This window comes from Ruminococcus bromii, from assembly GCF_002834225.1.
Lineage (GTDB): Bacteria > Bacillota > Clostridia > Oscillospirales > Acutalibacteraceae > Ruminococcoides > Ruminococcoides bromii.
The window spans coordinates 85,978-98,950 of record NZ_NNSR01000072.1 but is presented as its reverse complement, the minus strand read 5'-3'; the positions used below and the strand labels follow the sequence as shown (position 1 = coordinate 98,950).

16 protein-coding genes are annotated in these 12,973 nt (G+C 40.4%); all 16 read right to left on the bottom strand.

Annotated elements, in window-relative coordinates:
* Window positions 1-4: 4 nt before the first annotated feature.
* The 16 genes from RBATCC27255_RS08510 to spoIIIAC all read right to left on the bottom strand — a co-directional run bounded on the left by RBATCC27255_RS08510 (window position 5) and on the right by spoIIIAC (window position 12,973).
* Complete coding sequence (locus tag RBATCC27255_RS08510; RefSeq protein ID WP_278292695.1) at window positions 5-970, bottom strand: elongator complex protein 3; 966 nt, start codon at window positions 968-970, stop codon at window positions 5-7.
* A gap of 22 nt (window positions 971-992) precedes the next feature.
* Window positions 993-1,670: a ribonuclease III gene (rnc, locus tag RBATCC27255_RS08505; RefSeq protein WP_101029589.1), complete on the bottom strand. Its 678-nt coding sequence runs from the start codon at window positions 1,668-1,670 to the stop codon at window positions 993-995.
* A gap of 34 nt (window positions 1,671-1,704) precedes the next feature.
* Window positions 1,705-2,685: a phosphate acyltransferase PlsX gene (gene plsX, locus RBATCC27255_RS08500; protein ID WP_101029588.1), complete on the bottom strand. Its 981-nt coding sequence runs from the start codon at window positions 2,683-2,685 to the stop codon at window positions 1,705-1,707.
* Window positions 2,686-2,695: 10 nt separating this feature from the next.
* Window positions 2,696-4,003: a methylenetetrahydrofolate--tRNA-(uracil(54)-C(5))-methyltransferase (FADH(2)-oxidizing) TrmFO gene (trmFO, locus tag RBATCC27255_RS08495; RefSeq protein WP_101029587.1), complete on the bottom strand. Its 1,308-nt coding sequence runs from the start codon at window positions 4,001-4,003 to the stop codon at window positions 2,696-2,698.
* Window positions 4,003-6,093 (bottom strand): type I DNA topoisomerase, encoded by a 2,091-nt coding sequence (gene topA / locus RBATCC27255_RS08490; RefSeq protein ID WP_101029586.1) that lies wholly within the window; start codon window positions 6,091-6,093, stop codon window positions 4,003-4,005. The genes trmFO and topA overlap by 1 nt, the downstream gene beginning before the upstream one ends.
* 90 nt (window positions 6,094-6,183) lie before the next feature.
* On the bottom strand, window positions 6,184-7,455 hold the full coding sequence (gene dprA, locus RBATCC27255_RS08485; protein ID WP_169923307.1) for a DNA-processing protein DprA: 1,272 nt from the start codon (window positions 7,453-7,455) through the stop codon (window positions 6,184-6,186).
* Window positions 7,437-8,231 (bottom strand): TrmH family RNA methyltransferase, encoded by a 795-nt coding sequence (locus RBATCC27255_RS08480; RefSeq protein WP_242958622.1) that lies wholly within the window; start codon window positions 8,229-8,231, stop codon window positions 7,437-7,439. Before RBATCC27255_RS08480 ends, dprA begins: the two co-directional genes overlap by 19 nt.
* A 60-nt stretch (window positions 8,232-8,291) precedes the next feature.
* On the bottom strand, window positions 8,292-8,642 hold the full coding sequence (gene rplT, locus RBATCC27255_RS08475; RefSeq protein ID WP_015523788.1) for a 50S ribosomal protein L20: 351 nt from the start codon (window positions 8,640-8,642) through the stop codon (window positions 8,292-8,294).
* A gap of 42 nt (window positions 8,643-8,684) precedes the next feature.
* A complete protein-coding gene (gene rpmI, locus RBATCC27255_RS08470; protein WP_015523787.1) occupies window positions 8,685-8,882 on the bottom strand; it encodes a 50S ribosomal protein L35 in 198 nt (65 codons plus the stop codon).
* Between the two features lie 23 nt (window positions 8,883-8,905).
* Complete coding sequence (gene infC, locus RBATCC27255_RS08465; RefSeq protein WP_021883974.1) at window positions 8,906-9,448, bottom strand: translation initiation factor IF-3; 543 nt, start codon at window positions 9,446-9,448, stop codon at window positions 8,906-8,908.
* A gap of 328 nt (window positions 9,449-9,776) precedes the next feature.
* A complete protein-coding gene (locus tag RBATCC27255_RS08460) occupies window positions 9,777-10,319 on the bottom strand; it encodes a SpoIIIAH-like family protein (protein WP_046432207.1) in 543 nt (180 codons plus the stop codon).
* 14 nt (window positions 10,320-10,333) lie between these two features.
* On the bottom strand, window positions 10,334-10,783 hold the full coding sequence (locus RBATCC27255_RS08455) for a hypothetical protein (protein WP_101029582.1): 450 nt from the start codon (window positions 10,781-10,783) through the stop codon (window positions 10,334-10,336).
* Window positions 10,784-10,786: 3 nt separating this feature from the next.
* Entirely contained in the window at window positions 10,787-11,260 is a 474-nt protein-coding gene (locus tag RBATCC27255_RS08450) for a stage III sporulation protein AF (protein ID WP_101029581.1), read from the bottom strand.
* Window positions 11,257-12,378 (bottom strand): stage III sporulation protein AE, encoded by a 1,122-nt coding sequence (locus RBATCC27255_RS08445; protein WP_101029580.1) that lies wholly within the window; start codon window positions 12,376-12,378, stop codon window positions 11,257-11,259. Before RBATCC27255_RS08445 ends, RBATCC27255_RS08450 begins: the two co-directional genes overlap by 4 nt.
* A 9-nt stretch (window positions 12,379-12,387) precedes the next feature.
* Window positions 12,388-12,777 (bottom strand): SpoIIIAC/SpoIIIAD family protein, encoded by a 390-nt coding sequence (locus tag RBATCC27255_RS08440; RefSeq protein WP_101029579.1) that lies wholly within the window; start codon window positions 12,775-12,777, stop codon window positions 12,388-12,390.
* A 1-nt stretch (window position 12,778) separates the two neighbouring features.
* Window positions 12,779-12,973, bottom strand: coding sequence for a stage III sporulation protein AC (gene spoIIIAC, locus RBATCC27255_RS08435; RefSeq protein ID WP_015524029.1), 195 nt, complete (start codon window positions 12,971-12,973; stop codon window positions 12,779-12,781).

Below are 12,973 nucleotides of genomic sequence, written 5' to 3'. Positions count from 1 at the left end.
GCTCCTATTTTAAATATAATTCATATTTCTGCAAAGTATCGTCAAAACAAACCGAAAAATTATATCCGAGTTCATTTAATTTTTTTACATTACTTTTTCTTTGTCCGAGAAATTTTGACAGAGATTTAGAATTGACGATAACCTCTTTAATTTCATTCGGGTTAGAAAACTCATTTGCTTTTTCGATAAACTTATCATAAAAAAGCTTGTTTTCACACAATTCCTTAAAAGCCGGGTGATAGTTGTCACCGTAGCTGTTATTTACAAGGCTGTCGGAATAATGAAGTCCGAGCCTTATAATTTTTATATTGTTCTTTTCAAAAAGTTCAATCAGCTTTGAACAAAGGTTGACGGACTTTTCAAGACAGTACGGGATGTATTCTCCGTTAAGATAAAGTTCGGCAAGCTTTGTATCTTTCATAATGACCGTAGGATAGATTCTTACGGTATCGGGATTTATTTTCACAAATGTTTCGGCTGTGTATAAATCCTTTTGAATATCTGATTTATACAGTCCCGTCATCATCTGCAAGCCAAGCGAAATGCCGTAACTTTTAATAAGCTGTGAGGATTTGAAAACATCCTCTGCACTATGTCCTCTGTCGTTTGCAAGCAGTACATCGTCTGACATAGATTGCGCACCAAGTTCAATTGATGTCACGCCATAGCTTTTCAAAATATCAAGAATTTCTTTGTCAATATAATCGGGACGGGTAGAAATTCTTATTCCGCAAAATTTATCTCTGAACTTTTTAGCTGCATCAAGGAGAGATAACATATAGGTTCTGTCAATAGCTGTAAAACTTCCGCCAAAAAATGCAATTTCTGCATTTTTGGTGCGTTCGCCCAAATCAGAAGCCGCTTTATCAAGTATCCGTTCAACCTCAAAGGGAGTCGGCTGATATGCCTGACCTGTTATCTTATTTTGATTGCAAAAACTGCACATATGCGGACAACCGTTGTGCGGAATAAAAATTGATACATTACTGTGTTTAATAACCCATCAGCTCCAAAGCTTCTCTGGCGGCTTGCTGTTCTGCCTCTTTTTTACTTCTGCCGCCGCCTTTTCCTATTACATTGCTGTTGAGATGGACTTCAACAACAAAGTGCTTGTTGTGGTCAGGACCGCTTTCACCAACGAGAACATATTCAAGCTGTTCGCCAGGATTCTTCTGGATAATCTCCTGCAGAGCGGTTTTATAATCGTTAAGCTTCTTCTTCTTTGAGTTCTTGATTGCAGGAATTACAAAATTAAGAATGTGTTTCGACGCAGGCTCAATGCCGCCGTCAATATAAATTGCTGCAATCAAAGCCTCAAAGGCATCGGAAAGAATTGACGGTCGTTCTGCGCCGCCGTTGTTTCTTTCGCCTTTACTTAACACAAGATACTTTCCGAGTTCAATCTGCTTTGCAAATTCAAACAAAGTTTTCTCGCAGACAAGTGACGCTCTGAGCTTTGTCAGTTCACCCTCGGGAAGTTCCGGACAATGCTTAAAAATGTAATCGGAAACGACAATTGAAAGTACTGCATCACCGAGAAATTCAAGTCTTTCGTTATATTTTATATGCTTGGCTTTATGTTCATTTGCATAAGAAGAATGAGTAAGTGCCTCTGTAAGCAAATCTGTATTTTTAAATGTATAGCCGATTCTCTTTTGTAAATCTTCCATTATAAAACTCCTAAAGCGACATTATTTGCAAAAATTAAAGTGATGAAGAAATCGCTTCAATAGCATTTGCTTTTACATATTCAACAGAAAGTCTGATAGCATTCTTAACTGTAACAGCCTTGGCACTTCCGTGTGCTTTGAACACAGGCTTTGATGCACCGAGAATAGGCGCACCGCCGTATCTGTTGTAATCAAAATGTGTTTTCATATTTTTGAGGTCCTTCATAACAAGACCTGCGGCAAGCTTGCCTTTGACACTGCCCATAAACATATTTTTGATTTGTTTCATCATTACAAGAGCAACGCCCTCATATGTTTTGAGAATCAAGTTGCCTGTAAATCCGTCACAAACTACAACATCACATACTCCGTTCGGAATATCCCTGCCTTCTACATTTCCGATGAAATTCAATTTGCTGTTCTGAAGAAGTTCATGCGTATTTCTGTAAAGTTCTGTTCCCTTGTGTTCTTCTGCACCGACATTGGCAAGTCCGACACGGGGGTTTTTGATACCCATAACCTTTTCCATATATATTGAACCCATAACAGCAAACTGATACAGCATCTCGGGACGACACTCAACATTTGCGCCGCCGTCCATAAGCATAAAAAATCCGTTTTCGGACGGCATAACAGGAGCGAACGCAGGGCGTTTTATTCCTTTAATTCTCTTTATTGCAAGAGTTGCACCAACACACAATGCGCCGCTGTTTCCTGCGCTGACAAATGCGTCGCCCTTGCCCTCGTTAAGCAAGCGAAGACCTACAGCCATAGAGCTGTCCTTTTTTTCTTTGAGAACAGACTCCGCAGAATCTTCCATTGTAATTTTCTGTGTGCAATGGCAGATTTCAATATTATTCATTGACAGTGAGTTTTCCGAAAATACATTTTTAATCTCGGTTTCGTCACCTGTCAGGGTTATGTTTATGTTATATTCGGCAACTGCCTCAACGCAGCCTTTGATAATTTCCAAGGGTGCGTTGTCACCGCCGAATGCGTCAACAATTATGTTCATTCCATTCACCTTAAATATTCTTTAAATAGTTATCCAAGCTATCCAACGCTCTTGCGGAATACGCCGCACCACGCTCTTTTTTATCTCTCGGTCGGTTTTCAAGCTCCGGCAAAACTCCGAAATTTGCTCCCATTGGCTGAAACTTTTTGACCGACGAATCAGAGATGTATGCCGAAAGTGCGCCAATCATTGTATCATTTGGCAATGTAATTGTGCTTTTTTTCTCGGCAGCTCGGCAAGCATTTATACCTGCCATAATTCCCGATGCGGCTGATTCCATATACCCCTCAACGCCTGTAATCTGACCTGCAAAGAAAAGGTTAGGATTATCCTTAACAGAAAAATCGCTGTTAAGTATTCTCGGCGAATCAAGAAAAGTATTTCTGTGCATAACACCGTAGCGGACAAATTCAGCGTTATGAAGTGCAGGAATCAGTGAAAACACCCTTTTCTGTTCGGGAAATTTTAGATTGGTCTGAAATCCTACAAGATTGTACATATTACCGGCTTTGTTTTCTTTTCTGAGCTGAAGAACCGCCCAAGGTCTGTGACCTGTCTTTGGATTCACAAGACCGACAGGTTTCATAGGTCCAAAGCGAAGTGTTCCCTCGCCCCTCTGAGCCATTACCTCAACAGGCATACAGCCCTCATACACCTTCGGATTGCTGACATCGCAGTCATGCAAAGGCGCTCTTTCTGCCGATATGAGTGCATTGTAAAAGATTTCATATTCCTCTTTATTCATCGGACAGTTGATATAATCGTCACCATCGCCCTTGTCGTATCTTGACGCACAAAAAGCGTACTCCATATCAATGCTTTCGGCAGTTACAATAGGAGCGGCGGCATCAAAAAACGAAAGGGAAGAACCGAACATTCCTCTTATATATTCGGCAAGCGGTTCAGAGGTAAGCGGTCCGCTTGCCACAACCGTGATTTCATCTTTCGGAATTTCACAAACTTCTTCTTCACAAACCTTAATAAGCTTATTATTCTTTATACCTTCCGTTGCAAGAGAAGAAAAAATATCTCTGTCAACGGCAAGCGCTCCGCCTGCCGGAACCTTGCAGGCATCCGCACACTTCATAAGGAAAGAATCAAGTCTGCGCATTTCCTCTTTCAAAAGTCCTGCGGCACTTTCAACACGCATGGCTTTAAGAGAATTTGAACAAACCAGTTCAGCGTACTTATCCGTATGATGAGCAGGCGTTTTTTTATTCGGTTTCATTTCATAAAGATGCACTTCTATTCCGTGAGAGGCAATCTGCATTGCCGCCTCACAACCTGCAAGTCCTGCACCGATTACATTAATATGCATTATTTATCATCCGTATCTGCTGTTTTAGTATAACCGCATCCCTCTGTTGCACAGAACAATGTCGGCTTTTTGCCTTTTTTCTTGAAAAGGATTCCTCCGCACTGCGGACACTTCTCGTTTGTCGGCTCGTTCCAGCTTACAAAATCACACTCGGGATAATTGGAACAGCCGTAAAAAATTCTCTTTGTCTTTGTACGCTTGATAATAACATCGCCGCCGCACTTCGGACATTTTACCCCCGTTTTTTCTACATATTTAATAATATTTTTACATTCAGGATATCCGGGGCAGGCGATAAATTTACCGTATCTGCCGACTTTTACAACCATCTGACGGCCGCACTTGTCACATATAATATCGGTTTCGTCTTCTTTTAAGTGAAGCTTTACACCTTCCATATCCGCTTTTGCTTTTTTAAGAGTTTTATCAAAATCGCCGTAAAATTCATTAAGCAGAGCGTGCCATTCTTCTGTTCCCTTTTCAACCTTATCAAGGTCTTCCTCCATCTGATTTGTAAACTTTACATTTACAATCTTCGGAAAACGCTCTTTCATAAGGTTGGTTGTAACCTCGCCGAGTTCTGTGGGAACAAGGCTTTTGCCCTCACGCTTAACATATTCATGGCTTGTAATTGTTGTAATTGTTGCGGCATATGTTGACGGTCTGCCGATGCCGTACTCCTCGAGTGCTTTGATAAGTGACGCTTCGGTATATCTTGCCGGCGGCTGTGTAAAGTGCTGATTTTTCTTCAACTCTTTACATCTTACAATCATATCCTTTTCAAGCGGCGGAAGCTGTGTAGTCTTTTCTTCTTCAACATCCTTGCTTTCCACATAGAGTGTTGTAAAGCCTTCAAAATCAACTCTGTAGCCCGAAGCCTTAAATGTATAACCGTTGGCAACAATATCAGCCTGTGTTGTTTTCTGGATACAGTCAGCCATTTGTGACGCAGTAAATCTGTTCCAAATAAGCTTATACAGCTTATACTGATCGGATGTAAGGCTTGCCTTTACGCTGTCGGGAGTAAGAGAGGGCATTGACGGTCTGATTGCTTCATGACCGTCCTGTGCGTTGCTTCTTGATTTAAAAAATCTTGGCTTTGGCGGAAGGAATTTTTCACCATAGGCATTTTTTATATATTCGGTTACTTCTTCAATTGCAACATTTGAGATTCTGAGTGAGTCGGTTCTCATATATGTGATAAGACCGGTTGCACCCATACCCTCAATATCAACGCCTTCGTACAGCTCCTGAGCAACCTTCATTGTTCTTCTTGACTGGAAACCGAGTTTTCTTGACGCTTCCTGCTGGAGAGTTGAAGTTATAAACGGAGGTGCAGGAGATTTCTTTCTTGTACCGTTCTTAACCTTAGTAATTACATACTCGGCATCCTGTAAATCAGCCTCAATTTTATCAGCCTGTTCACCGTTTGTGATTTTTATTTTTCCGTTTTCATCGGAATATAAAGATGCAGAAAAAGACTTTCTGCTGCCCTTTGGAATAAACTTAGCGTCAATCGACCAGTATTCCTCAGGCTTAAATTTTCTGATTTCCTCTTCTCTGTCAACAATAATTCTAACGGCAACAGACTGAACCCGACCTGCGGAAAGACCTCTTCTTATTTTCTGCGAAATAAACGGACTGAGCTTATAACCGACAAGTCTGTCAAGAATCCTTCTTGCCTGCTGAGCATTTACAAGGTCAATATTGATTGATCTCGGATGACTCATACCGTTTGTAACACCTGATTTTGTGATTTCATTAAATTCAACACGGTTAGTTTCATCTGTGGGCAAACCGAGAATATAGGCAAGATGCCATGAAATTGCCTCTCCCTCACGGTCAGGGTCGGTTGCAAGATAAATATGCTCGCTTTTTTCGGCGGCTGATTTTAAATCGTCAACAAGTTTTTCTTTTCCTTTTATAATCTCATACTTTGGTGCAAAATTCTTTTTTATATCAACGCTTAATCTTGACTTTGGGAGGTCACGGACATGACCCATTGAAGCAACAACTTCATAGCCGCTGCCAAGATATTTTTTAATTGTTTTCGCCTTAGCGGGCGACTCAACGATTACTAAATCTGACATATGTTTTCACTGCCTTTCTGTCCTTTTTACACATTGCATTCTTCAAGGACAACAGAATATAGATTAACGAATAAAGCTATTCGATAAATATCATTTTAAAATGTAATTTCTTCCCTGCAATGCCGAAACAAGACCTTTCATTTCAAGCATGGTAAGGGCTGTCAGCACCTTGAACACAGGAATGTTCAAATCGGCTGAAATTTTATCTATATGCACAGGCTCATTGCCGATGTATTCATACACATCCTGAGCTGTTTGGGGCAAATTTAAGTTTTCTTTATGAACAGGCTTTGACGCGGCAGCTTCCGCATTTTTAGGAACAGTTGATTTTTCTGTTACAACAGTCTGTTCATCGTTTTGTTTATTGACATAAATTCTTGCAGGAGCTTGCTTTCTTATGCCCTTTACAGGAAAATTGCCGGTATCGGCAAGAGAAATATTATCAATATCAAGCTCATCATCGGTTGCATACAGATTATCAAATTCACAGAGTATATCCATAAAATCCGTAACAGGTATTGCAAGACCTTCTTTTATAAGAGTGTTTGAGCCTTCGTTTTGAGGGCTGTTATTGCCGAGTAAAGCGAAAATCGTTTTGCCTTGTTCTGCGGCAAGATTAGCGGTAATCAGCGAACCGCTCTTCTTTCCTGCTTCCATAACAAGCAAGCCGTCAGACAGGGCGGCTATAATTCTGTTGCGGGCAGGAAAATAGTAATTCCTCGGTGTTTCATCAGGCGGATATTCCGAGATTACTGCACCCCGTTTTGGAATTGTGCTTCTGATATCTGAATTTTCCCTGAGATATGAACAATTAAGTCCGCACCCTCTGACACAAATTGTAATTCCGTCTGTTGCAAGAGCTCCTCGGTGTGACGCGCCGTCAACACCCAATGCGCCTCCGCTGACTATAATTGTCCCGTATTTTGAAAGTGCATATGCAAAGCGGTAGGAATTTTCTATTCCATACTTAGTTGCTCTGCGCGTACCGACAATACCGATTGAAAAAGTATTGTCAACATCAGGCATAGTGCCGTTTACATATATTAGGGCAGGGGGACATTCGATATTATAAAGGCAGGTTGGAAACAACTTATCATCAATACATATTATCGAGTAATTACATTCAATGCACCTGTCTATGATTTTCTGAGCGTCTTCAAGCCTTGTTGAAGAAAATTTTTCAAGTTCTCTCTGTGAGAAAATTCCGCAAAGACGCCATTCCGAGATACCGCCGTAATAAAAGGCAGACACATCGGAATACATTTCGGATATTCTCTTTACCTTTGGATTATTATAGCCTATCGAAAGTGTAATCCAAATCCAGTAACAGGCATTTCGCGAAATCATTTCATCATTTCCCACATTATTATTGACGCCGCAACGGCGGCATTGAGAGACTCTGCTCTTCCTGTCATAGGAATAGTAATTTTATGCTTACAGGCACTTATTGTATCCTCTTTAAGTCCGTTGCCCTCGTTGCCTACGGCAACAATACAAGGCGAAGCAAAAGAGGTTTCTGTAATCTTATCAGCAGATGAAGACACAACTGCCGCATACGATTCAAGCTCGGAATGGGTATTCAAATACTCCGCAATTGAGGTTGAAACAACAAAAGGAAGTCTGAAAACAGCACCCATACTGCCCCGTACAACCTTTGGGCTGTAAATATCACAACAATCGTCAGAAAGAACAACTCCCGTAACATTTAAAGCCTCGGCAGTTCTTAAAATCGTACCCAAATTGCTTGGATCCTGCAAATTATCAAGTGCCAAAAATTTGTCACCAGTTTTTATTTTATCAAAAGAGCCGCTTTTGTCAAGTGCTTTTATTACACAAAGAAAACCTTGCGGTGACTCGGTATCGCAGATTTGATTGAATATTTTATCAGACACAACAAAGGCTTTAGCCGAATATTTTCGCAATTGTTCAAATTCATAGGCATATTTTGCCGCAGCCTTTTCGCTTGCAAAAAAGGTATCTATATCTGCTTTGCTGAGCATTGCATCTATACAAATGCGAACACCCTCTGCAATAAAAAGTCCGGATTCACGCCTGTGTTTTGCACTTTTTCTGAGCCTTACGGCATTTTTTATGTTAGAATTATCCTTGCTTGAAAGTATAGTCATAAAACCGTCCAAATCCTTGTAAAAAACAATTGCGTTTGGGATAACCCAAACGCAATTACAAAGTAAGTTAAATTAAGCGTTTTTAGCCTGTTCAACAAGTGAAGTAAAAGCAGCAGGGTCTGAAATTGCAATTTCAGAGAGCATCTTACGGTTAAGAGCAATGCCAGCTTTCTTCAAGCCGTTCATAAAAGTTGAATAGTTTGTGCCGTTCGCCTTGCAAGCGGCTGAAATACGAGTGATCCAAAGACGACGGAAATCTCTTTTTCTCTGCTTACGACCGATATATGCATAGTTGCCGGACTTCATAACAGCCTGTTTAGCCATTTTAAAGTGTCTTGATTTTGCACCCCAGTAGCCCTTAGCAAGCTTTAATGTCTTTTTTCTTCTTTTGCGAGTCATCATCGCACCTTTTACTCGTGCCATTATATATTACCTCCGTATATGTTAGTTAGTAGTCCTCAGTGATTATTTGTAAGGAATAAGACGCTTGATCTGAGCTGTATTTGTCTTATCTGCAGCAACAGTCTGACGAAGACCTCTTTTACGCTTTGTTGTCTTCTTGTTCAAGATGTGACTTTTGTTAGCGTGAGCACGGATAACCTTACCATTCTTAGAAAGTTTGAATCTCTTTTTGGCACCGCTGTGAGTTTTAATTTTAGGCATATTAGTATCCTCCTTAGCTTTAATTACTTATTAGTCTTTGGCGCAAGAAACATAAGCATATTTCTGCCTTCAAGCTTTGCAGGCTTTTCGACAACAGCTGTTTCACTGCAAGCATCAGCAAATCGTTTCATTGTTTCAAGACCGATTTCGGGATGACCCATTTCGCGGCCTCTGAATCGAATTGAAACCTTAACCTTATCGCCGTGTTTGATAAACTTAAGAGCGTTATTAAGCTTTGTGTTAAAATCATGTGTATCAATGTTAAGAGAAAGTCTTACTTCTTTAATATCAACAACTCTCTGATTTTTTCTTGCTTCCTTTTCCCTTTTAGCCTGCTCAAAACGGTACTTTCCGTAATCCATAATTTTGCATACAGGAGGATTGCTCTGCGGAGCAATTTTAACCAAGTCAAGGTTCTTCTGTTCTGCCAAATCAAGAGCTTCTTTAGCTGACATAATGCCAAGCTGCTGACCATCAGAGCCAATAATTCTTAACTCTTTGTCACGGATTTCTTCGTTAATCTGAATTTCTTTCTTGCTGATGGGTAAACACCTCCAAAGTCTGATAAAACAATAAATGCGGACAGAAACACTCCGTCCGCATTACAATACTAAAACAACTTTGGTATTGACCCGTGCAGACGACACCCCACAGGTGAAAGCATTTCTGCTTTGCTTTGTTTACCTGAACATTATATTACAAACATATTCGTTTGTCAAGCATAAATTTTGATAAATATAAAATAATGTGCAGAAGTTAATTTTCTGCATAAATAGGTGTAACTCAATTTATATCTCAATTTATATATTCTTATATGATGTTGCAAAATTACTGTTATACAGTTGTGGCTGCGAAAAATGAAGTCTAAGACTTCGTTCTTCACAGCCATAGAATTTATGCTCCTATTACCGATATATCGTCATAATCAACCTCATAATGAGTAACCACGGCATCGTCAATAATCAGAACAGATGTATCGTCAAGCTGAGATTTCGGAACAATTACCGACACACCTTGGTCGCTTATATAGCAAAGGCATTCTGAAAATCCTTTGGCTTTGACAATACTTTCAATGCTGTCCTGAATTGTAAAGGTTTTGAGAAGCTCTTCAACATTCTTTTCAGCCTCACTTTTGTCGGCATCAGACGAGCTTTCAAGATTAAAAATTTCTTTTGCATCATCAATTATTTTATCCTGAGTTGCCTGCCGCTTTGTCCTTTCGGCTGAAAAATAGCTTTTGCTCTCGTTTGAAAGTGCAGCTGTCTGCTGTACCTCATCATCCGACGCCGAAGCGGTTGCACTGACATATGATGCCGCACCGAGTTCTTTGGCACTTTTGGGAGTTTTAGCTCCCGAAAGCTGCCAGTTTATGTACACTGCTGCCGAAAGTGCAAGCACAAGTGATGCAAAAACGATATATTTTTTCTTAGATTTCATATTACTCCCGACCTTTATTCTGATAATTTTGTAATACATACTTTTGCTGTTGAAATATCAAGCGCTTTTGTGACTGCATCGGTGACACGCTCAACCACAACAGGATCATCACCGCCTTCACACACTACAAGCACACCTCTTATCAAGGGTTCAATTTCCTTTGTTTTTGTGGTACTGTTGTCAAGATAAACATATTCAACGGAATTTTCCATTGTAAGCAAAACTTCCGTCTTGCCTGCTCCCTCAATTTTTGAAATCACCGTCTGCAAATCATTTTCTATTTTTGTGCTGTATGTTTTTACGGAAAATGCTTCATCTCCTTTTCCTGATGTCAAAGAACCGAAATCAACCCAGTTTGAAAGAAATATTAAACCAATACCGATAAGACCGACAACGATTATAATATTTCTTATTTTTTTACTGTCGAGCATTGATTTCTGCTTTGAACCTGTTTTGTCTTCCATAATTCACTCCGTCATAATGTTTGGTGTAATTCCGAAATTGTCATAAACAATTGATGATACAAGATTTGTGTACCGAACAAATTCTTTGTCTATATATATGCTGATTGACGCTATGATTATGCCGTTGTTTTCAACTCTGCTCAAAATTATGTCACACGATTTGATTGTTATATTATTCTGTAAAAGAAGATTTTTTAATGTAGCTTCAAGATTTATCTCCGTCTGCTTTATAACGGCATTGCTGTATGCCTCATCATCTGTCGATATTTCTTTAACAGAATTTTGCTTTTTCTCAATATCGGTATTAAATGACGATACGGCATTTTTTACGGGAACAACCATACAGCAGATAATAAACGCTCCTAAAACAAGGCTGATGATTTTCTTTGTACTGCCGTCTGTAACAAAGGTCTGAACAAGCGAGCATATTAACGCAGACGCACACATTACAACAACAACCGTAAAAAGTCCGCTCATGATGAACCTCCGCCGCCAAGCATAATTACCGCCGCCGTTGAAAGAATGTAAATTGACATAATGCACAGCAAAACGGCTATGAGAGTTGAAAACACAGACGATATGTTTTCAAGCAGTTTTGCCGGACCGTTTAGATTGAGAACCTCTGCCGTTGATTTGCCGATCCAAAGGGTGAACATCCACATTACCCCCTGCAAAATCACAGGCATAAACACAATTGTAACGGACAGAATCACTATTATTCCTATTCCCGATTTTAAAAGTCCGATACTGCCCTGAACTACCTTGTAGGCATCCGAAAGAGCCGAACCGACTATCGGGATAAATGAATTGAGAGTAAACCTTACAGCACGGGTTGAAACATTGTCAACCGAAACGCTTATAAGCTGTCTGAATGTCAGCACGGCTGTGAAGATTGTCATAGCAAAACCCAAAAGCCACTTTACGCTCTTTGAAATCATTGACATAAAACCGCTGAGATTTACGGACGGCGATACGGATGATGTTATTGACAGGCCGAGGAACATATTGAGCAGAGGAACGATTATTTTTGATGAAAGCTGTGACACACCCTCCCCTGCCCCTATCATCACAGCATAGTATGATGCCGAGCCTGCCACAGAACCCGAGCTTGCCATAATTACAGCCATAACAGGAACATAGGCAAGCATTATATTTGATGCGGTGCAGATTACCGAACCCGTTGATGCGATGACTCCGACAGCAGGGACTACTGCGGCACAGGTTATACAGAGCGTTGCGGTTATATTCAGCGAGTTTGAAATATCACAGGACAGCGAACCGTTGTAGGCGCTGATTACGGAACAGAGCAAAAGCAGAGCGGTTATATTGACAAGACCTTTGAGCGGTGAAGAAATGTTGCCGAGTGCAAGCGAGAGGATTTCGCCCATTACATTTTCAAAAGACAGGTTGGCAAGCTTTGAAAAATCCCCCAAATCAACGCCCATATTCTGAAGGCTTTGCTTTATATCGTCGGACAGCGAATCAAAAACATTTGACATATCATAAATCATTTCACCTTCCTCAGCGTTTGCACCTATGCACGAAATACAGATAAGCACAAACACAACAGTAATTATTACAACACTTTTTTTCACTTCTTCACCTCAATTGCCTGCAAGTGACAACACGGTTTTTAAAATATCTGAATAAAGCGGAAGTGCCGTTACCGTAACCATAATTTTTCCTGCAAGCGAAACATTTGATGCAAGCGACTGACTGCCCGAATCCTTGCAGGTATTCACAGCGAACTCGGTGACAAGGCATATTCCGATTGATTTCAGCAGAATTACTATGTAATCAACGCTTATTCCCGATGAGGCTATGATTTGATTGATTGTTGTAACGATAGCCGAAACCTGAGTAAGCACGCCGATTAAAATAATAACGGAACAGCTTATACCGAGCATAACGGAGATTTCCGCATTTTTTGGTTTGAGCATTACGCAGATTATTACGGTCACAACTGCAAGCACGGAAATTGACAGAATATTCATATTAAAAACCGAAAAGCTGTTTTATTGTGTTGAACAGAGTGCTGATTTGCGTTATTATCAGCGTCAACACAACTATAAGTCCGGCAAGCGAGGTCAGCATTGCCTGCTCCTCTCTACCGCTTCGTATGAGAAGTTGGGTAAGAACCGCAACAATTATGCCGACAGCGGCAATTTTGAAAATAAGCTCAACATCCAT

Coding starts and splice junctions, on each gene's coding strand:
- rplT (WP_015523788.1), bottom strand. CDS start 8,642: ATGGCACGAGTAAAAGGTGCGATGATGACTCGCAAAAGAAGAAAAAAG.
- topA (WP_101029586.1), bottom strand. CDS start 6,093: ATGTCAGATTTAGTAATCGTTGAGTCGCCCGCTAAGGCGAAAACAATT.
- rnc (WP_101029589.1), bottom strand. CDS start 1,670: ATGGAAGATTTACAAAAGAGAATCGGCTATACATTTAAAAATACAGAT.
- RBATCC27255_RS08440 (WP_101029579.1), bottom strand. CDS start 12,777: ATGAATATTCTGTCAATTTCCGTGCTTGCAGTTGTGACCGTAATAATC.
- RBATCC27255_RS08460 (WP_046432207.1), bottom strand. CDS start 10,319: ATGAAATCTAAGAAAAAATATATCGTTTTTGCATCACTTGTGCTTGCA.
- spoIIIAC (WP_015524029.1), bottom strand. CDS start 12,973: ATGGATGTTGAGCTTATTTTCAAAATTGCCGCTGTCGGCATAATTGTT.
- trmFO (WP_101029587.1), bottom strand. CDS start 4,003: ATGCATATTAATGTAATCGGTGCAGGACTTGCAGGTTGTGAGGCGGCA.
- rpmI (WP_015523787.1), bottom strand. CDS start 8,882: ATGCCTAAAATTAAAACTCACAGCGGTGCCAAAAAGAGATTCAAACTT.
- RBATCC27255_RS08455 (WP_101029582.1), bottom strand. CDS start 10,783: ATGGAAGACAAAACAGGTTCAAAGCAGAAATCAATGCTCGACAGTAAA.
- RBATCC27255_RS08450 (WP_101029581.1), bottom strand. CDS start 11,260: ATGAGCGGACTTTTTACGGTTGTTGTTGTAATGTGTGCGTCTGCGTTA.
- plsX (WP_101029588.1), bottom strand. CDS start 2,685: ATGAACATAATTGTTGACGCATTCGGCGGTGACAACGCACCCTTGGAA.